Source organism: Streptomyces asoensis, from assembly GCF_016860545.1.
In the GTDB taxonomy this organism is placed as follows: domain Bacteria; phylum Actinomycetota; class Actinomycetes; order Streptomycetales; family Streptomycetaceae; genus Streptomyces; species Streptomyces asoensis.
In genome coordinates, this window is the sequence record NZ_BNEB01000003.1 from 515,430 (window position 1) to 541,929 (window position 26,500).

Sequence of the window (26,500 nt, forward strand, 5' to 3'; positions counted from 1 at the left end):
TCGTGCGAGGCATGACGACCCCGCGCCCCGCCACCGCCCTCTCGGCCGACGAAGCCCGCCGCATCGCCCTGCGCGCACAGGGTTTCCTCGGCACTCCGGACCGCAGGGCCGGCGTCCGCGGAGTCCTCCGTCACCTCGGAGCGGTCCAGCTCGACACCATCTCCGTCCTGGCCCGCTCCCACGAACTGATCCCCTACGCCCGCCTGGGCGCCGTGGGCCGCAGAACCGTCGAGGACGCCTACTGGAATGCGTCGGCCACGGACACCCCTCCGGTACGGCCCCACGCCTTCGAGTACTGGTCCCACGCCGCGTGCATCCTCCCCATCGAGGAATGGCCCCACTTCGCCTTCCGCCGCCGCGCCTACCGGGCCCGCCCGCACTGGAACCACGCCCTCCCGGACGGCACGTACGACCAGGTGGTCAAGCAGCTCCGCACCGAAGGACCGCTCACCGCGACCGAGTTGGGCGGAGCGAAGAAGACCAGCGAGTGGTGGGACTGGTCCGGCACCAAGGTCGCCGTGGAACGCGCGCTGATGTACGGCGAGGTGGTCTGCGTCGAACGCCGCGGCTGGAAGCGCGTGTACGACCTCGCCGAACGCGCCGTACCCGCCGACCTGCTGCACGACGAGCTGGACGACACCGAGTGCCTGCGCCGTCTCGTCCGACTGGCCGGCCGCTCCCTCGGCGTGGGCACGCGCGCGGACATCGCCGACTACCACCGTCTCAAGGGCGAACAGGTCGACGCGGTGATCGCCGACTCGGGCCTGGTCCCGGTCACCGTCGAAGGCTGGGGCAAGCCCGCCTGGGCCGACCCGGCAGCGCTGGAGACCCCGCCGCGCGGCCGCCACCGCACCACGCTCCTGTCCCCCTTCGACTCCCTGGTCTGGGAACGGGCGCGCACCGAGCGGATCTTCGGCTTCACCCACCGCCTGGAGGCCTACGTCCCCAAGCAGAAGCGGATCCACGGCTACTTCGCGATGCCGGTCCTGGCCGGCGGCCGGCTCGTGGGCCGGGTGGACCCGGCCAGGGAGGGCCGCACCCTCATCGCCAGGCAGGTCACGCTGGACGGCCCCAAGGCGGTCCCGGCCGTGGCGCAGGCCCTGCTGGAGGCGGCGACCTGGGTGGACTGCACGGACGTCCGCGTGGAGCGCGTGGACGCCCCGGAACTGCGCGAGTCCCTCACCACGGAGCTCAACCGCGCACTGGCCTGACGGACCGGCACCGGCCGGGCGAACCGACTCCGGCCGAGCTGACCGACCCCGGCCCGACGGACCGGCACCGGCCGAGCTGACCGACCCCGTCCGGCCGGCTCACCGGATCTCGAGAATCTTCTCCCGCATCGCGTACACCACCGCCTCCATCCTGGAGTGCAGCTGAAGCTTCTCCAGGATGTTGCGCACATGGTTCTTCACGGTGTTCTCGGAGATGAACAACTCCTTGGCGATGTCCCGGTTGTTCATCCCCGTGGCCACCAGCTTGAGCACCTCGAGCTCCCGGTCCGTGAGCCGGGGCGCGGGCACCATCCGGCGCTCGTCGGTCCGCTGGATCATCGACTTGAACTCGGTGAGCAGCTTCGACGCCATCGAGGGGCTGATCTGCGACTGGCCGTCGGCGACCGCGCGGATCGCGGTGGCGACCTCGTCCGTGGAGATCTCCTTGAGGAGATAGCCGGTCGCGCCGGCCTTGATCGCCTCGTAGAGGTCGGCCTCCTCGTCACTGATCGTCAGCATGATGATCTTCGCGCTGGGGGCCACCTCCTTGATGGAGGTGCACGCCTCGATACCGCCGCGCTTGGGCATCCGTACGTCCATCAGCACGATGTCGGGCAGCAGGTCGGCCGCCTTGTCGACGGCCTCCGCACCGTCCCCGGCCTCACCGACGACCTGGATGTCCTCCTCGGCCGCGAGCACGATCTCCAGTCCGCGGCGGAACAGGGCGTGGTCGTCCACGACAAGGACTCTGATCGGCTCCTTGCGTGAGGTTCCCCCGTCCGGGCCCATGCCGACGACGCCGTCGTCGGCATCGTCGTCCCGCATCGGTCCGAAGCTGTCCGCCATCGTTCCTCCCCCTGAAGGCTGTGGCCGTGGTCCTGTGCCGTCGCCAACCCAAGGCAGCGGCCCACCGGTTGAGCCGCCCTGGCCATGATTCCATGCCTGGACGGCAACGCGGTGACAGAGCGCTGCCCCAAGGGGTCGCACACGGGTGCCCCTGGGGGCGCACGCAGCGCTCCAGGGGCACACCGCTCAGCTGTCACCGGGCAGGATCAGCCGCCCAGCGCTCCGCCCGCCTCGGGGGAGTGCGCCTGGGCCACCATCGGGTCGGTGTCGAGGTAGATCACGCCGTAGTCGTAGGCGTGGCGCCGGTAGACGACGCTGGGCTGCTTGGTCTCGGAGTCGACGAACAGGTAGAAGTCGTGTCCGACCAGTTCCATCTCGTAGAGGGCCTGGTCGAGGGTCATCGGAGCGGCGACGTGGGTCTTCTCGCGCACCACGAGGGGGCCGTCGCCCTGCACCTCGAGCGAGCCGATCCGCTTGGTCGGCACGCTGTCCGACTCTCCGGTGGGGACGGGAGTGCCGTCACCGTTCAGTGTCGCCACACCGGGGACATGGTCGGAAACCTCCGCCGCGGACAGCCGGCGGGCACCGCGGCGCGTGTATCGCTTGTCGTGCTGCTTGCGCAGCTGGGCGTCCAGCTTCTCCGCCGCCAGGTCGAGTGCCGCGTACGCGTCGCTGGCCGACGCCTCCGCCCGGATCACAGGACCGCGGGAGCGGAGCGTGATCTCCACTCGGTCGCACCGGTCCGCCTGTCGCGGGTTGGGCTCCTTGGACACCTCCACGTCGAGGCTGATCACCTTGCCGTCGAGCTTCTGGATCTTCTCCAGGTTCAGCTTCTCGGCCACGTGCTTGCGGAACCGCTCGGGCACCTCGGTCTTGCGTCCCTTGACGACGATGTCCACGCAGAACTCCGTTCCCGGATCGCCCCGCTTCGACGGCGGAGCGTCTCCCTTTTGCACCAGGCCCCGGTGAGCACCGGAACCTCCGACTTGGTGACTTCCACCTCCTCCTCCCCCATGGGCGAGATCTACACCCCAGGTGCCACGGAAGATTACGAAAACCGCAGCACGGCATTCGGATTTGAGAGGGTGGCCTGCGGCTTTCCCTCACAACCGAACATATCTCGCCCGGACGGATGTCGTCACCCTCTACTGCGGCGTACCTCCGTTCAGGGGAATTGGCTCTCTCATTACCTGCAACGACGCAAGTTCTCACTCAGTTCCGGTTTATTCCGGGGGAGTCCGGCGACGCGGCGACCACGGCCGCGCAGAGCACGTCACCGGCTCCGCACGCACCACCCGACGGCGGCTCCCGCACCTCGCCCACACCTTCCTCCTCCGCTCCGGACGACTCCTTTCTGCCTTCCCGGCAGAAGCCCGCGTACACAGCCGTCACCCCAACACCACCCGACGCTCCTACGACGTCCTCCGCGCGTTCCCCGCTCCCTCCACTCTCCCCCCGTACGGCCCGTTCCGCCGCCGTGGCCGCCCGCACCGCGCGCGCCGCCTCCGCCAGCGATGCACCGGTCGTGACCACGTCGTCCACCAGGACCACCGGGCCGCCGCGAAGGACCCGTACACCCCCCGGCACCACCGTCAGCGCGCCCACCAGGTTGTCCAGCCGCCCCCGGGCGTCGAGCCCCGACTGATCGGCCACGGCCCGCCGCTGCCGCAGTACGGCGGCCACCCGCGCCGGCACCCCGGCCCGCCGCAACTCCCCCGCCGCGGCGAGCGCGATCCGCCGCGCCGGATCATGACCACGCGCCCGCACGGCGGCACGGGCCGACGGGACGGGGACGAGCAGTACTCCGGTGGGGGGCCGGGGGGCCTCCCCCTCCCCCACCCCCGCCTCCCCCAGCCCCGCTCTCACGGCCCCCGCGAGCGCCGAGCCCAGCGGTCGTGCGAGCGCCAGCGCTCCGCGTTCCTTGTGCGCGAGCAGCACGGCCCGTACCTCGTCGGCGTACCGGGCCGCCGCGTGCACCGCGGGCAGCCCGGGCGGCCGCGGCACCGGACGGACCCGGAACGGCCCGGCTGCGCCCAGTGCCGTGCGGCACCGAGGGCAGAGCACGGTGCGCGGGCTTCCGCAGCCTCCGCACTCGGCGGGCAGCATCAGACCGGCGAGTTCGTGCCACCACCTGCGAACGCCTTCCACGTGGACCACTCTGCCAACGGGGGAAGGGTCCTGCCACCCCTGTGGAAAACGGTCCCGGAGGCCTGTGGAAAAGTCCGGGAAGGCGGCGGAGAACCGCCTTGAGGACGTCGGACGCCGGAAGACGGCCGAAAGGCGATGTGAGTGGTCGGCGATCCGGCCGGCGAATAGGAACCGGCCGAAATCACTCGACGAGAACGAGGAACGGCTACGCAGAACAGCTACGACGAACGGGCGGGGGCATGCCACCACGCCGTCCCGAGCGAACCGGCCCTCGAACCCGTACCCGTGTCCCGGAAATGGTCAGCCCGGGTAGAACGCGACCGAGGCGGTCTCCTTCAGCGTCCGCCAGCCGCTTCCGCCGGGCAGCCACAGCAGCCCGTCCTTGGAGGTCGCGAAGAGCGGGATGTCGGTGTCCTCGGAGGCGGCGATGCTGGTGACCTCCGTGAGGCCGGGCAGCGTTCCCGCCTCGGGGATCGAGCCGTCGCACTGCACGTACTGCACCTGCTGGACGCCTCCGGCCTCGCGCCCGACGACGACGAGCCGGCTGTCCCCGGCCCATGCCACGGCCGTGACCTGCTCCAACTCCGGCGCTGCGGAGCGCAGTTCCTGGACGGACACGGACGGCCGGTCACCGCTGCCCGGGCCGCGTTCGATGCGTCCGATGAGCAGGGACTGCTTGCCGCCCTTGTCGACGACGAGCGCGACACGCACCCCGTCGGCGGCCACGCGCACGGCGTTGATACGGCCGTCCAGCCCCGGGGTGAGGACCTCCAGCGGCTGGCCGCGGCCCTTCTCCAGCATGAGCAGCCGGGCGGCCGCGGGGTCGCGGTCGGCCACCCACAGGTCGCCCTGGGAGTCCCAGCTGGGCGTGGTGAGCCGGTCGGACTCGGTCTTGCCCTTGCTCTGGAGGACGGGGTCGCCGATGGAGCTGCCGGAGACGGTGGAGGTGACGTAGAGCGTCTTGCCGTCGAGGGCGACTCCCGCGGCGATGTGCTCGTCGCGGGCGACGGCCACGGAGCGCAGTGCCTTGGCGCCGTCGCCGAGCGCGCCGGGCACGGGGTCGGCCTTGGTGTTGCCGCTGCCGCTCGTCATCCGCACGAGGCGGTGCTGGCCGTCGATGAAGTACAGGTAGTCGGGGGTGGTCTCGGAGCCGCGTGCGGCGACGGTCGGGGCGCGTTCCTCGGCGAGGGAGCACAGCTGGGTGTCACCGGCGCGCAGCGCGACCTCGTCGACGGTGGGGGTCAGGCTCTGGAGGGAGAACAGCAGCTGGGCCGCCATCTCGTCGCACTTGCTCCGGCCGATGTGGGCCGCCTTGTCGTTCAGCGGCACGGTGAGCTTGTTCTGGTCGTCGGGTGTCAGCGCGGTGACGCCCTTGGGCAGTGCCGTCCCGGTGGGGAAGCTGGATCTGACGACGGGGCGCAGCCAGCTGGTGGGTCCGTTGAGGACGGAGCGCACCATCTGGGTCATGGGGTCGACGCGCTCGCGGACGTAGACGGGGTCGGCGACGGTCATGGGTTGCCGGGAGCTGTCCGCCGCGGTGTTGGAGGCGAAGTAGTACTTGTTGACGGAGACGTAGTTGCGCTGGAAGTCCGACTTGCCCATGACGACGCCCTGGGGGAGGGCGTCGATGCGCCACTGCCCGGACTTCTTGTCGCGGCTGAGGTGGACGGTCTGGCCGTAGGTGCCCGAGGCGGGCGCGTAGGACTGCTGGGCGTCGACGGTGGCGACCTTCGTGCCGGTGAGGACGTAGGAGTAGTCGTCGCCGTCCTCCCTGCTGCCGGCGGGCCGGGATTCGGTGGCCGGACCGTCGGCGAGGACCGTGGTGGACCGTTCGGGCTGCCACTTCTGGGCGGCCCGGGCGGTCAGGTACTGCCGTGCGGTCGAGTAGCCCGGGTCGTCGCTGGTGAGGGCTTCGAGGAAGCCCTGGACGATCTCGGAGGGCTGTGCGTCGCCCCGGGGCGGCATCGCGAACACCCGTACCTGGGTGTCCTGGCGGGGCGTGGACTCGACGCCGCGCAGGTCCCCGCTGTCGGGCATCGAGGCGCACCCGGCCAGCAGGACGACCCCGCACGCGGTGTACGCCACCGCGCGCCCCGGCGTGCGCCGGGTTCCCCCCTCGCGCCACTCAGCGCCCACGAAATGCCTCCCCATGCTGGTCCGAGCACTCCGCTGCGGCGCTCGGCCGGTCCGCGGTCCCCCTCGGTGTCGTGTCACCCATGTCACTCGTGTCGCCCGGGTCTCCGGCGCGGGCCGGGTCGGCCCGTTCCGGTTTCGGGCCGCCCGCGGTCCCCTCGGTGCGCGCCGCGTCCTGGCCGCGTCCGCCGCCGACCGTGCCGGGGGCGGACCGGGGTACGACGCGCGCGCCGTTGCCGGGCAGCGCCGTCGGGTCGGCCGTGGGCGCGGCGCCGCCCGTGCGGGGCGTGAGCGGGCTGCGCGCGGCCGCCCGCTGCTCTCCCGCGGGCTGGACCGGCACCGTGGCGCTCTTCTCGCCTCCGCCGCGCGGCTGACCCGTGCCGTCCAGGTCGCCGCGGTTGCGCCGGGAGTCCCTGGGTTCGAGCGGTATCGGGGAGCCGCGCAGCGGCTCGTCGGCGGTCCTGGGCAGCGTGAGCCGGAACTGCGAGCCGCCGCCGGGCTCGCCCCAGGCCTGGAGCCAGCCGCCGTGCAGGCGGGCGTCCTCCAGGGCGATGGACAGTCCGAGGCCGGTGCCGCCGGTGGTACGCGCGCGTGCCGGGTCGGCGCGCCAGAACCGGCTGAACACGCGCGTGGCCTCGCCGGGCTTGAGGCCCACGCCGTAGTCGCGTACGGCGACGGCGACGGCGCCGCCCGCGGAGGCCAGCTTGACGACGACGTCCTTGCCCTCGCCGTGTTCGACGGCGTTGACCACCAGGTTGCGCAGGACGCGCTCCACGCGCCGGGCGTCGGCCTCGGCGACGACGGGCTGCTGGTCGCCGACGACGCGTACGGTCGTCGCCTTGCGCTCGGCGAGCGGGGCGGCGCCGCTGACGACCCGGCGGACGACTTCCCTGAGGTCGATCGGTTCGGCTTCGAGGGCGGCGGCGCCGGCGTCGAAGCGGCTGATCTCGAGCAGGTCGGCGAGCAGGGTCTCGAACCGGTCGAGCTGGTCGGCGAGGAGTTCCGCGGACCGCGCGGTGACGGGGTCGAAGTCGACGCGGGCGTCGTGGATGACGTCGGCGGCCATGCGGACGGTCGTCAGCGGCGTGCGCAGTTCGTGCGAGACGTCGGAGACGAACCGTCGCTGCATCCGCGACAGGTCCTCGAGCTGCTGGATCTTCAGCTGGAGGTTCTGGGCCATCTTGTTGAAGGCCTCGCCGAGGCGGGCGATGTCGTCCTCGCCGGTGACCTTCATACGTTCCTGGAGGCGGCCTGCGGACAGCCGCTCGGCGATCCCGGCGGCCATCCGGACCGGTGTGACGACCTGGCGCACCACGAGCCACGCGATGGCCCCGAGGAGGACGACGACGAACAGTCCGGCGGTCGCCAGCGTGCCCTTGACCAGGCTCAGCGACTTCTCCTCCTGGGTGAGCGGGAAGAGGTAGTACAGCTCGTAGGGGTCGCCGTTGGGGTCGTTGACCTGCTTGCCGATGACGAGGGCCGGCTGCGATTCCTTGTCGTTGAGGTAGATGATGCGCGAGTAGCTCTGCGCGGCGCCGTTGCTGCTGTTGACCTGCTCGCGCAGGTTCTCGGGGACGCTCTTGTCAGGGTCGACGTAGCCGGAGGCGCGCGGTCCGCGGGCGACGCCGCTGACGTCGCCGGGGGGCAGGGTGACGACGTCGAAGGCGCCCTGGCCGCCGCTGGACAGCGACAGCACGAGTTCACTCATCCACTCGATGACGTTCTGGGACGCGCCGCCGCCTGCGGGGTTGCCGTCGTCGGCGGCGGAGCTGGCGGCCTCGTCCGCCTTCTGTTTGGCCACGGCGAAGCCGCCGGTGGCCTGGCTCTGGGACGCCTTCACCTTGGCGTCCAGCAGCCCGTTGCGCACCTGCCCGATGACGACGAAGCCGAGCAGCAGCACGACGCCGAGCGACATCAGCAGCGTGGTGGCGACGACCTTGAGCTGGATGTTGCGCCGCCACAGCCGCATGACGGGCAGCAGCGGCCTGCGCACCCAGCGCAGGAGCAGGCGCAGGACAGGGCTGTTCTGCATCCCGCCCTGGAGCAGCCCGCCCTCGAGGAGGCGGGCGAAGCGTGAACCCGGCGTCCCACGGCCGACAGGCCGCTGTGGACGGGCCCCGGACCGACCGGGGGCCGAAGCGGCACTGTCACCGGACATGTCAGCTGGGTCCTGCCTTGTATCCGACGCCACGGACGGTCACGACGATCTCCGGACGCTCGGGGTCCTTCTCGACCTTGGAGCGCAGCCGCTGGACGTGCACGTTGACCAGGCGGGTGTCGGCGGCGTGCCGGTAGCCCCACACCTGTTCGAGGAGCACCTCGCGGGTGAAGACCTGCCACGGCTTGCGCGCCAGCGCGACCAGCAGGTCGAACTCCAGCGGGGTCAGTGCGATGGACTGGCCCTCCCGCTTCACGGAGTGACCGGCCACGTCGATGACGAGGTCGCCTATGGCGAGCTGTTCGGGCGCCGGCTCCTCGGACCTGCGCAGCCGCGCCCGGATGCGGGCGACCAGCTCCTTCGGCTTGAACGGCTTCACGATGTAGTCGTCGGCGCCGGACTCCAGGCCGACGACGACGTCGACGGTGTCGCTCTTCGCCGTGAGCATCACGATCGGCACCCCGGACTCCGCCCGGATCAGGCGGCACACCTCGATGCCGTCCCGGCCGGGCAGCATCAGGTCCAGCAGCACCAGGTCGGGTTTCGCCTCACGGAAAGCGGCCAGCGCCTTGTCGCCGTCAGCTACGAAAGACGGCTCAAAACCTTCACCACGCAGCACAATGCCGAGCATCTCGGCCAGTGCGGTGTCGTCGTCGACGACAAGGACTCGTCCCTTCATAAACGACATCATCCCATTCTCATAACGGTGAAGGACACGCAGGTGAGCAGGGTCACCGGCCTGTGACCCTAGCCGCAGGGGACCGTCACTGTCTGCCCCCGTCCGTCAGCGTTGATGTCAGCGCTGATGTCAGCCCGGTCGACCCGCGGCCGACCGTCGCCGATCCGGCGCACCCGGGTCGATGTCGGCGAGAAAGTGGTGATGTTTCGCAGGTACCGGGGTGAGCGTGCAGCGGCGCTGCGAAGGTGAGGCGGATGCCGTGCCGCCAGTGGCCGGTTACGGTTCGAGCCCTTGCCCGGTGCGGCGTCGGTACTTTGCCGCGCGAAGCTCGAGCCGGACGACCCAACCCAGGAACAGTGTGATCGCCGTTTCGGTCGCCTGCCTCCACGTCTCGGGGACCCACTTGTGTGCGGCGACTGCCACGAGGCCGAACCATGCGCTCAGCAGGAGGTACTCCCGAAGGCGGGTCCGCAGGCGGGCGTCCGGCCGTGCCAGGTGCGCCATGGAGATCCCCCTCTCTGAAACCGGAGGGTACAACGCGCCCGGAAGCACGGTCGGCCGATCGCGTAGCCGGTTTGGGTCGGTCAGCCGCAGGAACACCCGACAGCGGCCGGGGCCCCCTCGGCGGCCTGGCCGGTGCAGCAGCCGTCGCCAGGGGCGGTGGGGTCGGCCGTTCTGGTCACGGTGGTGGTCGGCTCCGGCATCCGGGCAGGCCACCGAACTGACCGATGACATCGGCGTCCAGTTGCTCGCCGACTCCCTGGCCACCGTGTTCGGCCTGGGCGCCCTCATCGCGCTGTTCGGTCAGGTCTCCGGCGCGCCCTTCAACCCCGTGGTCACGCTCGTGGCCTGGTTCACCGGCCGCCGCACCCCCGACGGGCTACCCCTGCGGGACCTGGTCGTCTACCTCCCCGCGCAGACGGCCGGGGCGATCGGTGGCGCCGTCCTGGCCGACGCCATGTTCGCCGAGCCACTGCTCCAGTGGTCCACCCATGACCGCTCCGCGGGTCATCTCTGGCTCGGTCGTTCGTCATCACACTCGTGGCCGGGACGGCAGCCGCGTTCGGGGTGCGCAGGTTCATCAGCGCCCTGCTTCTCAACATCTGGTTCGTCGTCGCCGTCGGCTTCGAGTTCGGCATCCGCGACGACGACCACGTCACCAGCTACGTATGGGCCCAGGTGCTCTCGTGGACCGGAGGGGCGGCACTGTGGATCACCGTGACGTTCCTCTGGTGGCTCATCCGGGGGCGCAGGGATCAGAGCCGGCCCTTCTCGGAGCTCCCGGGTGACACTTCCCGGAAGAAGCTGACCCGCCCGCTGGTCCTGTTCGCGCTGATCCGCGCCGTGGTCATGGCCGGCACCGTCGCGCTGGCCTTCGGACTGGATCTCTCGTACGGCTCCTGGATCCCGATCGCGGCCATGATCGCGCTGAAGCCGAGCCTCGAGCAGGCGGCGCTCGCCGGCGCACAGCGCCTGGCTGGTGCCCTGATCGGCGCCATCGTGGCCGCTCTCCTGCTGTGGGTGCCCGCGAGCGAGAGCGGCCTCGACCTGTTCGCGGTGCATCGCGGACTCGAAGTGGTCGCGCTCGTCCTGCTGTGGACGGCCGTCGGCGGCCGCCGCTCACGCGGACGACCGCCGACGGCCGGTCACACCACCTCGCCGGCCCCGGCGACCTTGCCGCGCAGCCCGGCGAGCGCGTCGGCCGTCACCGGCGACACCACGCCCTCCTCCGTGACGATCGCCGTCACCAGCTCGGGCGGCGTCACGTCGAACGCGGGGTTGTACGCCTGGGTCCCCAACGGCGCCACCGGGGTCCCGGTGCCCGCCCCGGTCACCGGCGCCTGCGACGCCATCACCTCCGTCACCTCGAACCCGGGCCGCTGCTCCACCTCGATGGACGCGCCGTCCGGCGTCTCCAGATCGACCGTCGTCACCGGCGCGACCACGATGAAGGGCACATGGTGGTACCGCGCCAGCACCGCGAGCGGATAGCTGCCCACCTTGTTGGCCACCGACCCGTCGGCCGCGATGCGGTCCGCCCCGATCAGCACCGCGTCCACCTCGCCCGCCGCGAAGAGCGAACCCGCCGCGTTGTCCGTCAGCAGGGTGTACGCCATGCCGTTGCGGGCCGCCTCGTACGCCGTGAGGCGGGCGCCCTGGAGCAGCGGACGCGTCTCGTCGACCCACAGCCGCCGCAGCCGCCCCGCCCGGTGCCCGGCGAGCGCCACCGCGAACGCCGTCCCTTCCCCGCCCGACACCAGCGAACCGGTGTTGCAGTGCGTGAGGACCCGGTGTCCGCCGCCCGGCAGCAGCTCGTCGAGGAGCGCCAGCCCGTGCTCGGCCATCCGGGCGCTCGCCTCGGCGTCCTCCCGGTGCAACTGCCGCGCCGCGGCCAGCGCGGCCCGCGCGCCCTGCGCGGGGTCACCGCTCTTCGCGGTCTCCTCCTCGTAGGCGGCCTTCGCCCGCCGCACACCGACGGACAGGTTCACCGCGGTGGGCCGGGCGCCCGCGAGGGCGTTCGCGGCGTCCTCCACGTCGAAGCCCCGCGCGGCGGCGAGCGCGACGCCGTACGCCCCCGCGATCCCGAGCAGCGGAGCGCCCCGCACGGCGAGCGAACCGATCGCCTCCACCAGCGCGGATGCGTCCGTACACACCAGTTCGACCTCTTCGGCCGGCAGTCTCGTCTGGTCGAGCAGAACGAGTACCGGGCCTTCGGGTAGCTCCTCCCAACGGATCGCAGGGGTCTCGCTCGGCCGCTTGTCCTCACCGGATTGCGCGTGCTGATCAGCCATGCGATCAGTCTGCCCCCGATCCGGCGGACAATTGAAGCGGACGATTGAAGGTGCGCAGCCCGTACCGCGGCCGGTCACCCGATCAGCACCCCATGGCACGATGGCCCCCAACCTGCCGCCGCGACGGCGGACGGGCACCGTGAAGGAGCGACGATGAACGACACTCCGGGCTGGGCCTCGCCCGGATCCGCCCCGTCCGACGGACAGGAGCCCGGCGCGTCCCGTCCCGCCGGGCCCACCGACCGTCCCGTCGGCGCCCCGCCCGCGGAGCAGCCGGGCACGGACCCGCAGAGCCCCGGCACGAAGTGGTCCAAGGAACAGCCGCCACCCGGCCCCGGCCAGTGGTCCGCGCCCACGGCCCCGGACCGCGCCGCGGGCCCGACCCCGCCGCCACCGCCCCCGCCGCCCGGCTCCCGCTGGGGCGGCCCCCCGCCTCCCGGACCGGGCGGCGGACACCCCGGCGGCCCCGCGGGCTACGGCGGTTGGGGCGCTCCCGGCGGCTGGGGTGCCGGCTGGGGCGGCCCGCCGCCCGCGGCCAAGCCCGGCGTGATCCCGCTGCGTCCGCTCGCCGTGGGCGAGATCCTCGACGGCGCCGTCACCACCATGCGCACCTACTGGCGCACGGTCCTCGGCATCTCGCTGACCGTCGCCGTCGTCACCCAGATCTTCGTCGTCCTCGTGCAGGGCCTCGTCCTGGACGCCACGGACCCGAACGCCCTCGGCGACCCGAGCGCCACCCCTGACGAGCAGCTCAGCGCCATGGGCGACGCCCTGCGCGCCTCCGGCCCCGTCCTGCTCATCACCCTCGTCGGCACCATCACGGCGACCGCCCTGCTCACGGCCGTCACCAGCCGGGCCGTCCTCGGCAAACCGGTCACCCTCGGCGAGGCCTGGCGCGACGCCCGCCCCCAGTTGCCCCGGCTGTTCGGACTGATCTTCCTGCTCATACTGGGCGCCGCGGTGACCGTCCTCGTCTGCCTGCTCCCGGGCATCCTCGTGACCGCCGCCGACAACGCCGACGCGGGGGCCGCCCTGATGGCCTTCGGCATCCTCGGCTCGGTCGTCCTCGTGCTGTGGCTGCTCGTCCGCTTCTCCCTCGCCTCGCCGACCCTGATGCTGGAGAAGCAGGGCATCAAGAAGGCACTCGCCCGCTCCGCGAAGCTCACCCGCGGCTCCTGGTGGCGCATCTTCGGCATCCAGCTGCTCGCCATGATCATCGCGAACATCGTGTCGATGATCGCCGTCGTCCCCTTCGCCGTCCTCGGCGCCGCCCTCAGCGACGGCGGCGTCAGCGGCATGCTCGACGCGAGCAGCGACCTGGGCTGGACCTACCTCGTCGTCAGCGGCATCGGCTCGGTCATCGGCTCCATGATCACCTTCCCGATCTCGGCAGGGGTCATCGTGCTCCTCTACATCGACCAGCGCATCCGCCGCGAGGCCCTCGACGTCGTCCTGGCCCGCGCCGCCGGCCTCCCGGACAACGGCACCACCACCGCCGCCGCCACGATCCCGGGGAGCTGATGCGGTGAACCTGGCGGGGGTGCTCCTCACCGCGGTACCACTCCCGGGCGGCCCCACCGTGGGGGCAGGGCTGCCCGGCAACGCCGAAGCGTCGCCGACGGCCCTGCCGCGTCTCACCCGCGGCGCCGTGGCGGCCCTGCTGCGGGCGGGCGACAGGACCGCGCCGGTCCTCGCCCGCGGCGGCGACGAACCACCGGTCACGATCCCGCGCGACCCCGCACGGGAAGCGGCCCGCCGTGAGCTGTCCAAGAGCCTGTACCACCAGAACGACCCCAGCCTGATGCAGCGCGCCCTCGACGCCCTCTGGGACTGGGTCGGCGGCCTCTTCGACACCGCGTCGACGGCCACCCCCGGCGGCACGCTCGGCCTGCTGGTCGTCGCCCTGGCCGTGGCGGCCGTCGTCGGCGCCCTGTGGTGGCGCCTGGGCACCCCGCGCCGCACGCCCGCCTCCACCGCCGCCCTCTTCGACGACCGCCCGCGCAGCGCCGCGGAACACCGCGCGACCGCCGAGGCACACGCCGCCCAGGGCCACTGGAACCAGGCCGTCCAGGAACGCACCCGGGCGATCGTCCGCTCCCTCGAGGAACGCGCCCTCCTCGACGTCCGCCCCGGCCGCACGGCCGACGAGGCCGCCGCCGAAGCCGGACGCGCCCTGCCCGGCCACACCGACCGCCTGCACGCCGCCGCCCGCGACTTCGACGACGTGACGTACGGCGGACGCCTCGCCACCCGCCAGTGGTACACCCGCATGGCCGACCTGGACCTCGACCTCGAACGCGCCCGCCCCCGGCTGACGGCGGACAGCCCCCGCACCACGGCCCACGACACCCACCAGGGAGCCTCCGGATGACGACCGGGGCCACCCTCCCCTCCACCTCCACCTCGCCCACCGCCCGCGCGCTGTGGACCCGCACGCGCGGCATCACCCTCGCCCTCGTGCTGCTCCTCGCGGGCGCCGTCACCCTCGCGGTCCTCCAGTCCGACGCCCGCCACGGCGCCCTCGACCCGCGCTCCGCGGACCCCTACGGCAGCCGGGCCCTCGCCGAACTCCTCGCCGACCGCGGCGTGTCCACCCGCGTCGTCACCACCCTCGCCGAGGCCCGCGCCGAGGCCGGCCCCGGCACCACACTCCTGGTCGCCACCCCCGACCTGCTGACCGAACGTCAACAACGCGACCTGCACACGTCGATCACCGGCTCCGGCGGCCGCACCCTCCTCGTCGCCCCCACCGCCTGGTCCGTGGAGACCCTCGCCCCCGGGGTCACCGCGGACCCCGCCAACAGCCGCGCCTCCGCGCTCTCCCCCGACTGCGCCCTGCCCGCCGCCCGCCGCGCCGGCACCGCGGAAACCGGCGGCATCCGCTACACCACCCGCCACCTCGACGCCGACTCGTGCTACCCCAGCGCCCGCCTGGCCACCCTGCTGCGCATCCCCGACACCACCGGCGACGGCGACACCGTCGTCCTCGGCGCCCCCGACATCCTCTACAACGACCGCCTCGACGAACAGGGCAACGCCTCGCTCGCCCTCCAACTCCTCGGCTCCCGCAGCCACCTGGTCTGGTACCTCCCCTCACTCTCCGACACCGCCGCCACCGACCCCGCCGACGAGAAGAGCTTCCTCGACCTGCTCCCCTCCGGCTGGCTCTGGGGCACCCTCCAGCTCTTCGTCGCCGCAGCCCTCGCCGCCCTGTGGCGGGCACGCCGCTTCGGCCCCCTCGTACCGGAAAAACTCCCCGTGGCCATCCGCGCCTCCGAAACCGCCGAAGGCCGCGCCCGCCTCTACCGCAAAGCCGACGCCCGCGACCGCGCGGCAGACGCTCTCCGCTCCACCACCCGCACCCGCCTCGCCCCCCTCCTCGGCATCCCCGTCACCCGGGCACACACCCCCGAGTCCCTCCTGCCCGCCCTGTCCGACCACCTCCACGGCGACGGACAGTCCCTGCACGCCCTCCTCTTCGGACCACCACCCGCCGACGACACGGCACTGATCGCGCTCGCCGACCACCTCGACGCCCTCGAAAGAGAGGTACGCCGTCCATGATGGACCCGACCACTGACAACGCCGGGAACACCGGGGACCCCGACCGCGCCCGCGCCTCCCTGGAGGCCCTGCGCGCCGAGATCTCCAAGGCCGTGGTCGGTCAGGACCCCGCCGTGACGGGCCTCGTCGTGGCCCTCCTGTGCCGCGGACACGTCCTCCTCGAAGGAGTCCCCGGGGTGGCCAAGACCCTCCTCGTCCGCGCCCTCGCCGCAGCCCTCGAACTCGACACCAAACGCGTCCAGTTCACCCCCGACCTGATGCCCAGCGACATCACCGGCTCCCTCGTCTACGACGCCCGCACCGCCGAGTTCTCCTTCCAGCCCGGCCCGGTCTTCACCAACCTGCTGCTCGCCGACGAGATCAACCGCACCCCGCCGAAAACCCAGTCCTCCCTCCTCGAAGCGATGGAGGAACGCCAGGTCACCGTCGACGGCACCCCCCGCCCCCTCCCCGACCCGTTCCTCGTCGCGGCCACCCAGAACCCCGTCGAGTACGAGGGCACCTACCCCCTCCCCGAAGCCCAGCTGGACCGCTTCCTCCTCAAGCTGACGATCCCGCTCCCCTCCCGCCAGGAGGAGATAGACGTCCTCACCCGGCACGCCGAGGGCTTCAACCCACGCGACCTCCAGGCCGCCGGCGTACGCCCCGTCGCAGGACCCGCCGACCTCGAGGCGGCCCGCGCAGCCGTCGCCAAAACGACGGTCTCCCCCGAGATCACGGCCTACGTCGTCGACATCTGCCGCGCCACCCGCGACTCGCCCTCCCTCACCCTAGGCGTCTCCCCCCGGGGCGCGACCGCCCTCCTGGCCACCGCCCGCGCCTGGGCCTGGCTCACCGGCCGCGACTACGTCATCCCCGACGACGTCAAAGCCCTCGCCCTGCCCACCCTGCGCCACCGCGTACAGCTCCGCCCGGAGGCAGAGATGGAAGGCGTGACGGCCGACTCCGTCATCACCGCGCTCCTCACCCACGTCCCCGTGCCCCGCTGATGGCCCTCACCGGACGCACCGCGCTCCTCGCGGCCCTCGGCTCCCTCCCCGTCGGCATCTGGGATCCCAGCTGGACGGGTCTCCTCGCCGTCAACGCCCCCCTGGCTCTGGCGTGCGCCTGCGACTTCGCCCTCGCCTCCCCGGTACGCCGTCTGAAGCTCACGCGCTCCGGCGACACCTCCGCCCGCCTCGGCGACCCGGCCGACATCACCCTCACGATCACCAACCCCTCCCGCCGTCCCCTGCGCGCCCACCTCCGCGACGCCTGGCCCCCGAGCAGCTGGCCACCGGGAACGGAGACGGAGGCCTCCCGTCACCGTCTGACCGTCCCGTCCGGAGAGCGCCGCCGCGTCACCACCCGCCTGCGCCCCACCCGCCGGGGCGACCACCACAGCGACCGCGTCACGATCCGCTCCTTCGGCCCCCTCGGCCTCTTCACCCGCCAAGGCACGCACAAGGTCCCCTGGACCGTGCGCGCCCTCCCCCCGTTCACCAGCCGCAAGCACCTCCCGTCCAAACTCGCCCGCCTGCGCGAACTGGACGGCCGCACCAGCGTCCTCACCCGCGGCCAGGGCACGGAGTTCGACAGCCTGCGCGAGTACGTGCCTGGTGACGACACCCGCTCCATCGACTGGCGCGCCACGGCCCGCCACTCCACGGTCGCCGTCCGCACCTGGCGCCCCGAACGCGACCGCCACATCCTGCTCGTCCTCGACACCGGCCGCACCTCGGCGGGACGGGTCGACGACGCTCCCCGCCTCGACGCCTCCCTCGACGCCGCACTCCTGCTCGCCGCCCTGGCCTCCCGCGCCGGCGACCGGGTCGACCTCCTCGCCTACGACCGTCGCGTACGCGCCCTCGTCCAGGGCCGAACAGCACGCGACGTCCTCCCGTCGCTCGTCAACGCCATGGCCACCCTCGAACCCGAACTGGTCGAGACGGACGCCCGTGGCCTCACCGCCGCGGCCCTGCGCACAGCCCCCCGCCGCTCCCTCATCGTCCTGATGACGACGCTGGACGCCGCCCCCGTCGAAGAAGGCCTCCTCCCGGTCCTCCCTCAACTCACCCAGCGCCACACCGTCCTGGTGGCCTCGGTGGCCGACCCGCACATCGCCCGCATGACCATGTCCCGTGGCACCGCGGACGCCGTGTACGAGGCCGCGGCCGCCGCCCGCGCCCAGTCGGAACGTCAGCACACGGCCGAACAGCTCCGCCGGCACGGCGTCACCGTCGTGGACGCGACACCGGACCAACTGGCCCCGGCCCTGGCGGACGCCTACCTCGCACTGAAAGCAGCCGGACGCCTCTGAGCTCCACGGGCCCTCTTCCCATTCACGAAAGGGCCGTGGAATTCAGAAATCTGCCCGGAACGCAGAAAACCCCCGCACCATCAGGTGCGGGGGTCTCCCATAAAATTTGTTCGGCGGTGTCCTACTCTCCCACAGGGTCCCCCCTGCAGTACCATCGGCGCTGTAAGGCTTAGCTTCCGGGTTCGGAATGTAACCGGGCGTTTCCCTCACGCTATGACCACCGAAACACTATGAAACTGTCCAGCCGCACCATGTGTGGCACATGGGGCTGTTCGTGGTTTCAGAACCAACACAGTGGACGCGAGCAACTGAGGACAAGCCCTCGGCCTATTAGTACCGGTCAGCTTCACCCATTACTGGGCTTCCACATCCGGCCTATCAACCCAGTCGTCTACTGGGAGCCTTAACCCCTCAAAGGGGGTGGGAATACTCATCTCGAAGCAGGCTTCCCGCTTAGATGCTTTCAGCGGTTATCCCTCCCGAACGTAGCCAACCAGCCATGCCCTTGGCAGAACAACTGGCACACCAGAGGTTCGTCCGTCCCGGTCCTCTCGTACTAGGGACAGCCCTTCTCAATATTCCTGCGCGCGCAGCGGATAGGGACCGAACTGTCTCACGACGTTCTAAACCCAGCTCGCGTACCGCTTTAATGGGCGAACAGCCCAACCCTTGGGACCGACTCCAGCCCCAGGATGCGACGAGCCGACATCGAGGTGCCAAACCATCCCGTCGATATGGACTCTTGGGGAAGATCAGCCTGTTATCCCCGGGGTACCTTTTATCCGTTGAGCGACGGCGCTTCCACAAGCCACCGCCGGATCACTAGTCCCGACTTTCGTCCCTGCTCGACCCGTCGGTCTCACAGTCAAGCTCCCTTGTGCACTTACACTCAACACCTGATTGCCAACCAGGCTGAGGGAACCTTTGGGCGCCTCCGTTACTCTTTAGGAGGCAACCGCCCCAGTTAAACTACCCATCAGACACTGTCCCTGATCCGGATCACGGACCCAGGTTAGACATCCAGCACGACCAGAGTGGTATTTCAACGACGACTCCACAACCACTGGCGTGGCCGCTTCAAAGTCTCCCACCTATCCTACACAAGCCGAACCGAACACCAATATCAAACTGTAGTAAAGGTCCCGGGGTCTTTCCGTCCTGCTGCGCGAAACGAGCATCTTTACTCGTAGTGCAATTTCACCGGGCCTATGGTTGAGACAGTCGAGAAGTCGTTACGCCATTCGTGCAGGTCGGAACTTACCCGACAAGGAATTTCGCTACCTTAGGATGGTTATAGTTACCACCGCCGTTTACTGGCGCTTAAGTTCTCAGCTTCGCCACACCGAAATGTGACTAACCGGTCCCCTTAACGTTCCAGCACCGGGCAGGCGTCAGTCCGTATACATCGCCTTACGGCTTCGCACGGACCTGTGTTTTTAGTAAACAGTCGCTTCTCGCTGGTCTCTGCGGCCACCCCCAGCTCATGGAGTAAATCCAATCACCAGTGATGGCCCCCCTTCTCCCGAAGTTACGGGGGCATTTTGCCGAGTTCCTTAACCATAGTTCACCCGAACGCCTCGGTATTCTCTACCTGACCACCTGAGTCGGTTTAGGGTACGGGCCGCCATGAAACTCGCTAGAGGCTTTTCTCGACAGCATAGGATCATCCACTTCGCCACAATCGGCTCGGCATCAGGTCTCAGACACGTGAACGGCGGATTTGCCTACCGTTCGCCCTACACCCTTACCCCGGGACAACCACCGCCCGGGATGGACTACCTTCCTGCGTCACCCCATCACTCACCTACTGCAAGTCTGGTTCGTCGGCTCCACCACTTTCCTTTCCCCGAAGGGTCCGGAACGGCTTCACGGACTTAGCATCGCCTGGTTCGATGTTTGACGCTTCACAGCGGGTACCGGAATATCAACCGGTTATCCATCGACTACGCCTGTCGGCCTCGCCTTAGGTCCCGACTTACCCTGGGCAGATCAGCTTGACCCAGGAACCCTTAGTCAATCGGCGCACACGTTTCTCACGTGTGTATCGCTACTCATGCCTGCATTCTCACTCGTGAACCGTCCACAACTACCTTCCGGTGCTGCTTCACCCGGCACACGACGCTCCCCTACCCATCACAGCCGCCGTTGGGCGTATTGCTGCAATGACACGACTTCGGCGGTACGCTTGAGCCCCGCTACATTGTCGGCGCGGAATCACTAGACCAGTGAGCTATTACGCACTCTTTCAAGGGTGGCTGCTTCTAAGCCAACCTCCTGGTTGTCTCTGCGACTCCACATCCTTTCCCACTTAGCGTACGCTTAGGGGCCTTAGTCGATGCTCTGGGCTGTTTCCCTCTCGACCATGGAGCTTATCCCCCACAGTCTCACTGCCGCGCTCTCACTTACCGGCATTCGGAGTTTGGCTAAGGTCAGTAACCCGGTAGGGCCCATCGCCTATCCAGTGCTCTACCTCCGGCAAGAAACACACGACGCTGCACCTAAATGCATTTCGGGGAGAACCAGCTATCACGGAGTTTGATTGGCCTTTCACCCCTAACCACAGGTCATCCCCCAGGTTTTCAACCCTGGTGGGTTCGGTCCTCCACGAAGTCTTACCTCCGCTTCAACCTGCCCATGGCTAGATCACTCCGCTTCGGGTCTTGAGCGTGCTACTGAATCGCCCTGTTCGGACTCGCTTTCGCTACGGCTACCCCACTCGGGTTAACCTCGCAACACACCGCAAACTCGCAGGCTCATTCTTCAAAAGGCACGCAGTCACGAGACACCAAGCAAGCTTGATGTCCGACGCTCCCACGGCTTGTAGGCACACGGTTTCAGGTACTATTTCACTCCGCTCCCGCGGTACTTTTCACCATTCCCTCACGGTACTATCCGCTATCGGTCACCAGGGAATATTTAGGCTTAGCGGGTGGTCCCGCCAGATTCACACGGGATTTCTCGGGCCCCGTGCTACTTGGGTGTCTCTCAAACGAGCCGCTGACGTTTCGACTACGGGGGTCTTACCCTCTACGCCGGACCTTTCGCATGTCCTTCGTCTACATCAACGGTTTCTGACTCGTCTCACAGCCGGCAGACTGTGAAAGAGAGATCCCACAACCCCGTACACGCAACCCCTGCCGGGTCTCACACGTATACGGTTTGGCCTCATCCGGTTTCGCTCGCCACTACTCCCGGAATCACGGTTGTTTTCTCTTCCTGCGGGTACTGAGATGTTTCACTTCCCCGCGTTCCCTCCACACTGCCTATGTGTTCAGCAGCGGGTGACAGCCCATGACGACTGCCGGGTTTCCCCATTCGGAAACCCCCGGATCAAAGCCTGGTTGACGACTCCCCGGGGACTATCGTGGCCTCCCACGTCCTTCATCGGTTCCTGGTGCCAAGGCATCCACCGTGCGCCCTTAAAAACTTGGCCACAGATGCTCGCGTCCACTGTGCAGTTCTCAAACAACGACCAGCCACCCATCACCCCGAACCCTTACGGTCCGAGTGCACTGGGGCCGGCATCAGAAGGACGACCTCACGGCCGCACCCTCAGACACCCAACAGCGTGCCCGGCACCCCCGCCACTCGTGATCAGCTTTCCACGCTCCGAAGAGCAGTACTTACAGCCCGAGATGACTGAGAATGCCGAATAATCAACGTTCCACCCATGAGCAACCAGCATCGAACATTCGCCGATGTACTGGCCTCTGACCTCACCCCGAAGGGATCGGTAAGAAGTGCTCCTTAGAAAGGAGGTGATCCAGCCGCACCTTCCGGTACGGCTACCTTGTTACGACTTCGTCCCAATCGCCAGTCCCACCTTCGACAGCTCCCTCCCACAAGGGGTTGGGCCACCGGCTTCGGGTGTTACCGACTTTCGTGACGTGACGGGCGGTGTGTACAAGGCCCGGGAACGTATTCACCGCAGCAATGCTGATCTGCGATTACTAGCAACTCCGACTTCATGGGGTCGAGTTGCAGACCCCAATCCGAACTGAGACCGGCTTTTTGAGATTCGCTCCACCTCACGGTTTCGCAGCTCTTTGTACCGGCCATTGTAGCACGTGTGCAGCCCAAGACATAAGGGGCATGATGACTTGACGTCGTCCCCACCTTCCTCCGAGTTGACCCCGGCAGTCTCCTGTGAGTCCCCATCACCCCGAAGGGCATGCTGGCAACACAGAACAAGGGTTGCGCTCGTTGCGGGACTTAACCCAACATCTCACGACACGAGCTGACGACAGCCATGCACCACCTGTACACCGACCACAAGGGGGGCACTATCTCTAATGCTTTCCGGTGTATGTCAAGCCTTGGTAAGGTTCTTCGCGTTGCGTCGAATTAAGCCACATGCTCCGCTGCTTGTGCGGGCCCCCGTCAATTCCTTTGAGTTTTAGCCTTGCGGCCGTACTCCCCAGGCGGGGAACTTAATGCGTTAGCTGCGGCACCGACGACGTGGAATGTCGCCAACACCTAGTTCCCACCGTTTACGGCGTGGACTACCAGGGTATCTAATCCTGTTCGCTCCCCACGCTTTCGCTCCTCAGCGTCAGTAATGGCCCAGAGATCCGCCTTCGCCACCGGTGTTCCTCCTGATATCTGCGCATTTCACCGCTACACCAGGAATTCCGATCTCCCCTACCACACTCTAGTCTGCCCGTATCGAATGCAGACCCGGGGTTAAGCCCCGGGCTTTCACATCCGACGCGACAGACCGCCTACGAGCTCTTTACGCCCAATAATTCCGGACAACGCTTGCGCCCTACGTATTACCGCGGCTGCTGGCACGTAGTTAGCCGGCGCTTCTTCTGCAGGTACCGTCACTTTCGCTTCTTCCCTGCTGAAAGAGGTTTACAACCCGAAGGCCGTCATCCCTCACGCGGCGTCGCTGCATCAGGCTTTCGCCCATTGTGCAATATTCCCCACTGCTGCCTCCCGTAGGAGTCTGGGCCGTGTCTCAGTCCCAGTGTGGCCGGTCGCCCTCTCAGGCCGGCTACCCGTCGTCGCCTTGGTGAGCCATTACCTCACCAACAAGCTGATAGGCCGCGGGCTCATCCTTCACCGCCGGAGCTTTCGACCCCCACCCATGCGAGTGGAAGTGATATCCGGTATTAGACCCCGTTTCCAGGGCTTGTCCCAGAGTGAAGGGCAGATTGCCCACGTGTTACTCACCCGTTCGCCACTAATCCCCACCGAAGTGGTTCATCGTTCGACTTGCATGTGTTAAGCACGCCGCCAGCGTTCGTCCTGAGCCAGGATCAAACTCTCCGTGAATGTTTACCGGTAATCCGGTGCACACACACGAGAGCGGAACAGCCAGGCGGAATGAGCCCGGCCGTTCACAGCGTCCTCGCTGTGTTTATTTCAAAGGAACCTCATCCTCGGCTATCACTGCCGGGGACGGGGTATCAACATATCTGGCGTTGATTTTTGGCACGCTGTTGAGTTCTCAAGGAACGGACGCTTCCTTTGTACTCACCCGAACTTCTTCGGGCTTTCCTCCGGGCGCTTCCCTTCGGTCTTGCGTTTCCGACTCTATCAGATCTTTTCTCGACCCGATTTCCTCGGTGCTTTCCAGGTTCCCGCTTTTGTTTCGCGGTTTCCTTTCCGGCGGTTCCGACTTTATCAGAAGTTTCAGGCCGGTCTGACCGGTCATTCATTTCCGAGTTATCGGGAGCCTCGGTAGAATCTCGGATTCAGGAGGCTGACAGATACTAACCGCTGCCGACCGGACCCTGTCCAGTTCCAGGCAACTGTTCGAATCTACCTCCCCACGCGCTCCGTGTCAACGGTTTTTGTGGGGCGAAGAGGAGACTAGCAGCCCGTCGGGGCCATCCGCACATCAGGCGGCCGTCGGCACCGTGGCGCTGCGCTCGGTGGCCCCCAGGTCGCCCGTGTCGCCGGCCCGGGCGGCTCTGCCGCCGACGACGTAGACGTAGACGAGGAAGGCCAGTTCGGCCGCGATGCCGATGGTGATGCGGGCCCAGGTCGGCAGACCCGATGGGGTGACGAAGCCTTCGATGGCACCGGAGACGAAGAGGACCAGGGCGAGTCCGATGGCCATGCCGACCGCGGCCCTGCCCTCTTCGGCGAGCGCGGTGCGCCGGGAGCGCGGGCCCGGATCGATGACCGTCCAGCCCAGGCGGAGTCCGGTGCCGGCCGCGACGAAGACGGCGGTGAGTTCGAGGAGGCCGTGCGGGAGCACGAGACCCAGGAAGGTGTCGAGCCGTCCCGCGGAGGACATGAGGCCGGCGCCGATCCCGAGGTTGAGCATGTTCTGGAAGAGGATCCAGAGGACCGGAAGCCCCAGGAAGACGCCCAGGACCAGGCACATGGCGGCGGCCTGGGCGTTGTTGGTCCACACCTGCGCGGCGAAGGCCGCGGCCTGGTGGCTCGAGTAGTACGTCTCGTACAGGCCACCGGGTCGGGTGAGCTCACGCAGTTCGTCGGGCGGCGCCAGGGAGGACTGGACCTCCGGGTGGGCGCCGATCCACCAGCCGAGGAGCGCCGCGACGGCGGTGGAGATCAACGCCGTCGGGACCCACCAGTGACGCGATCTGTAGACCGCGGCGGGAAAGCTCTGGGTGAGGAAGCGCGTCACGTCGCGCCAGGAGGCTCGCCGGGTGCCCGTCACCGCGCTACGCGCGCGTGCCACCAGCTGGGTGAGCCGACCGGTGAGCTGTGGATCGGGGGCGCTGGACTGGATCAGCGAGAGGTGGGTGGCGGTGCGCTGGTAGAGCGTGACGAGTTCGTCGGTCTCGGCGCCGGTGAGGCTGCGTCGGCGGCGCAACAGGGCGTCGAGACGGTCCCACTCGGCTCGGTGGGCGGAGACGAAGACGTCGAGGTCCATCGGTGTGCCTGCTCCTCGGCGTTCGTCGGCGGCCGGTGATCGATGTCAGCTTGTCGTACTGCGGCGCGATGTGCCTTCAGCTTGGCAGACTGGCCGTTCTCGGGGCAGGCCAGGGAAGGGACGACGGGCGTGAGTGAGCTGGTGACGGGTGAGGCCGTGGCGTTGGAGCTGCGGCCTGCCAGGCTGCCCAGCCGAGCGTTGGCCACGCTGCTGGACCTGGTCGTGGTGTTCGTGGTCTACGTAGTGGTGAGCATCGGCGTGCTGGCGGCGTCGGCCTCCCTGGACGAGGCGGCGCAGGTCGCGCTGTCGATCGCCACGTTCCTGCTGGTCCTGGTCGGCGGGCCGATAGCGGTCGAGACCCTCAGCCACGGGCGGTCCCTGGGGAAGATGGCGTGCGGGCTGCGCGTGGTGCGGGACGACGGCGGGCCGATCCGGTTCCGGCACGCGCTCGTGCGGGGCGCGATCGGGGTGGTCGAGATCCTGCTGACGATCGGGGTGGTCGCGTGCATCGCCTCGTTGGTGTCGGCCCGGGGACGGCGGCTCGGTGATGTGTTCGCCGGCACCCTGGTGGTGCGTGAGCGGGTGCCCGTGTCGCGGTCCGGATTCCTCCCCCCGCCTCCGCCGTGGCTGGCGGGGCGGTTCCAGGCGGTCGACCTGTCGGCCGTGCCGGACGGTCTGTGGCTGGCGGTGCGCCAGTGTCTGGGGCGGATGAACCAGCTGGATCCTCAGGTCGGCTGGGCGATGGCGGGGCAGCTGGCCGAGGATGTGGCGGCGCGCACGGGGACGCCGGTGCCGCCGGGGGTGCCGCCGGCCGCGTATCTGGCGGCGGTGGTGCAGGAGCGGCAGGTCCGCGAGGCGCGGCGGGCTTTCGGGAACGGTCCGGTGGCGGAGTGGCACGCGGGTGCGGGCGGCGTGGGTGGTGCGCCGGGCGTCTACGGTCCGCCGAACCCGTACGGCCCTCCCGCTCCGGCCGCGTACGGCGAGGCCGCTTCGTATGACCGGCCCTCTGCCTACGCTCCCCCGGCTTCCCACGCTCCCCCGGCCTCGTACGGCCCCGCTCCCTACGGAGCCCCGGCTCCTCACGGGCCCGCGGAGGAGGCGTCCGCGGACGAGGGGCAGGGGCAGGTACAAGGACAGAGGAAGGGACCGGGGTCGGGGTTCGTGCCTCCGGCTTAGGCGTCCCGTCGCGGGTTGTCCTCAGTCGAATGCCGACGGAGGTGTCTCGAGGTCCTCCAGCTCGATGCCGGGGGCCGCGAGGACCACGTCGCCGGCGAGGTGCACGGTGTGCTGTTCCCCGGTGTCCAGGGCTGTGACCTGGTATTCGTCCACGGTCAGGGGGCCGTTGTCAGTGGGGTGTGCTTCTCTTCTCAGCAAGGCCCAGGACTGGTCCACCGTGCGGGGGGCGAGGACCGGATCGGTGAACGCCACGAGGCGGACGCGGGTCGCCGAGGAGGAGGGGGTGAGGCGCAGGAGCCGGCTGGTGGCGACGAGGAACGCGGGGGATGTGCCGGTGAAGGCGTGGGCGGGGACGTTGCCTTCCGTGGCCTCGGTGCCGGTGGGGTCGGTGCGGACCCAGGTGACGCCCTCCAGGGCGGCGCCGCGTACCTGCCAGCTGCTCGCGTGGAGTTCGAGGCGCAGGGGGCGGCCCAGGTCGTCGAGGGTGAGGTCGACCGAGCCGGTGTTTTCGCCGGTGGGAGTGGTCAGCCGGGACACGTAGCGCCAGCCGGACGGGCCGGGGGCGCACTGGAAGTGCTCGTGAGCGAGGGGGGTGTGATCGTGCGGATCGTGGAGCGAATATCGGCCGCGGGGCATGGGGG

The 26,500-nt window shown here is 69.2% G+C and carries 16 protein-coding genes, 3 rRNA genes and 2 pseudogenes; 9 read left to right on the forward strand and 12 right to left on the reverse strand.

Annotated features, from left to right (window positions below):
• Window positions 1-11: 11 nt before the first annotated feature.
• Window positions 12-1,211 (forward strand): winged helix-turn-helix domain-containing protein, encoded by a 1,200-nt coding sequence (locus tag Saso_RS15030; protein WP_189918424.1) that lies wholly within the window; start codon window positions 12-14, stop codon window positions 1,209-1,211.
• Window positions 1,212-1,310: 99 nt separating this feature from the next.
• Here the strand turns inward: Saso_RS15030 and Saso_RS15035 are convergent, their stop codons facing one another.
• The 6 genes from Saso_RS15035 to mtrA form a co-directional block, all read right to left on the reverse strand.
• Window positions 1,311-2,057, reverse strand: a complete 747-nt coding sequence (locus tag Saso_RS15035; protein ID WP_189918426.1) for a response regulator — start codon at window positions 2,055-2,057, stop codon at window positions 1,311-1,313.
• Between the two features lie 206 nt (window positions 2,058-2,263).
• Window positions 2,264-2,956 carry a ribosome hibernation-promoting factor, HPF/YfiA family gene (hpf, locus tag Saso_RS15040; protein ID WP_189918428.1) on the reverse strand — a complete coding sequence of 231 codons (693 nt, stop codon included), beginning with the start codon at window positions 2,954-2,956 and terminating at the stop codon, window positions 2,264-2,266.
• Window positions 2,957-3,269: 313 nt separating this feature from the next.
• A complete protein-coding gene (locus Saso_RS15045; protein WP_189918585.1) occupies window positions 3,270-4,163 on the reverse strand; it encodes a ComF family protein in 894 nt (297 codons plus the stop codon).
• A 342-nt stretch (window positions 4,164-4,505) separates the two neighbouring features.
• Window positions 4,506-6,356 (reverse strand): LpqB family beta-propeller domain-containing protein, encoded by a 1,851-nt coding sequence (locus Saso_RS15050; protein ID WP_372442442.1) that lies wholly within the window; start codon window positions 6,354-6,356, stop codon window positions 4,506-4,508.
• Window positions 6,331-8,496 carry an MtrAB system histidine kinase MtrB gene (gene mtrB / locus Saso_RS15055; protein ID WP_189918432.1) on the reverse strand — a complete coding sequence of 722 codons (2,166 nt, stop codon included), beginning with the start codon at window positions 8,494-8,496 and terminating at the stop codon, window positions 6,331-6,333. Before mtrB ends, Saso_RS15050 begins: the two co-directional genes overlap by 26 nt.
• A 1-nt stretch (window position 8,497) precedes the next feature.
• Window positions 8,498-9,187: a two-component system response regulator MtrA gene (mtrA, locus tag Saso_RS15060; protein WP_187281934.1), complete on the reverse strand. Its 690-nt coding sequence runs from the start codon at window positions 9,185-9,187 to the stop codon at window positions 8,498-8,500.
• 648 nt (window positions 9,188-9,835) lie between these two features.
• Here mtrA and Saso_RS15065 point away from each other — a divergent pair.
• A pseudogene (locus Saso_RS15065) lies at window positions 9,836-10,199 on the forward strand (aquaporin); the annotation flags it as partial.
• A gap of 326 nt (window positions 10,200-10,525) precedes the next feature.
• Window positions 10,526-10,720 (forward strand): annotated as a pseudogene (locus Saso_RS39065) (FUSC family protein); the annotation flags it as partial.
• A 101-nt stretch (window positions 10,721-10,821) separates the two neighbouring features.
• Here Saso_RS39065 and mtnA read toward each other — a convergent pair.
• A complete protein-coding gene (mtnA, locus tag Saso_RS15075) occupies window positions 10,822-11,967 on the reverse strand; it encodes an S-methyl-5-thioribose-1-phosphate isomerase (RefSeq protein WP_189918434.1) in 1,146 nt (381 codons plus the stop codon).
• A 153-nt stretch (window positions 11,968-12,120) separates the two neighbouring features.
• Here mtnA and Saso_RS15080 point away from each other — a divergent pair, with 153 nt between their 5' ends.
• The 5 genes from Saso_RS15080 (at window position 12,121) to Saso_RS15100 (ending at window position 17,830) form a co-directional block, all read left to right on the forward strand.
• A complete protein-coding gene (locus Saso_RS15080; RefSeq protein ID WP_189918436.1) occupies window positions 12,121-13,488 on the forward strand; it encodes a glycerophosphoryl diester phosphodiesterase membrane domain-containing protein in 1,368 nt (455 codons plus the stop codon).
• Between the two features lie 103 nt (window positions 13,489-13,591).
• On the forward strand, window positions 13,592-14,338 hold the full coding sequence (locus Saso_RS15085) for a DUF4129 domain-containing protein (RefSeq protein WP_372442470.1): 747 nt from the start codon (window positions 13,592-13,594) through the stop codon (window positions 14,336-14,338).
• Window positions 14,335-15,531, forward strand: a complete 1,197-nt coding sequence (locus Saso_RS15090; RefSeq protein WP_189918438.1) for a DUF4350 domain-containing protein — start codon at window positions 14,335-14,337, stop codon at window positions 15,529-15,531. The genes Saso_RS15085 and Saso_RS15090 overlap by 4 nt, the downstream gene beginning before the upstream one ends.
• On the forward strand, window positions 15,531-16,520 hold the full coding sequence (locus Saso_RS15095) for an AAA family ATPase (protein WP_372442443.1): 990 nt from the start codon (window positions 15,531-15,533) through the stop codon (window positions 16,518-16,520). Before Saso_RS15090 ends, Saso_RS15095 begins: the two co-directional genes overlap by 1 nt.
• Window positions 16,520-17,830: a DUF58 domain-containing protein gene (locus tag Saso_RS15100; protein ID WP_189918441.1), complete on the forward strand. Its 1,311-nt coding sequence runs from the start codon at window positions 16,520-16,522 to the stop codon at window positions 17,828-17,830. Before Saso_RS15095 ends, Saso_RS15100 begins: the two co-directional genes overlap by 1 nt.
• Window positions 17,831-17,938: 108 nt before the next feature.
• Here Saso_RS15100 and rrf read toward each other — a convergent pair.
• From rrf to Saso_RS15120, 4 genes are all read right to left on the reverse strand, one after another.
• A 5S ribosomal RNA gene (rrf, locus tag Saso_RS15105) occupies window positions 17,939-18,055 on the reverse strand.
• Window positions 18,056-18,140: 85 nt separating this feature from the next.
• Window positions 18,141-21,263: ribosomal RNA gene (locus Saso_RS15110) — 23S ribosomal RNA — on the reverse strand.
• Between the two features lie 318 nt (window positions 21,264-21,581).
• A 16S ribosomal RNA gene (locus tag Saso_RS15115) occupies window positions 21,582-23,107 on the reverse strand.
• The 16S, 23S and 5S rRNA genes sit together here, the layout of an rRNA operon.
• 568 nt (window positions 23,108-23,675) lie before the next feature.
• Window positions 23,676-24,683 carry a stage II sporulation protein M gene (locus tag Saso_RS15120; protein WP_189920593.1) on the reverse strand — a complete coding sequence of 336 codons (1,008 nt, stop codon included), beginning with the start codon at window positions 24,681-24,683 and terminating at the stop codon, window positions 23,676-23,678.
• Window positions 24,684-24,812: 129 nt separating this feature from the next.
• Between Saso_RS15120 and Saso_RS15125 the strand changes: the two genes are divergently transcribed.
• Window positions 24,813-25,859 (forward strand): RDD family protein, encoded by a 1,047-nt coding sequence (locus Saso_RS15125; RefSeq protein ID WP_189920594.1) that lies wholly within the window; start codon window positions 24,813-24,815, stop codon window positions 25,857-25,859.
• Between the two features lie 21 nt (window positions 25,860-25,880).
• Here the strand turns inward: Saso_RS15125 and Saso_RS15130 are convergent, their stop codons facing one another.
• A complete protein-coding gene (locus Saso_RS15130; protein WP_189920595.1) occupies window positions 25,881-26,495 on the reverse strand; it encodes a hypothetical protein in 615 nt (204 codons plus the stop codon).
• Window positions 26,496-26,500 lie beyond the last annotated feature (5 nt).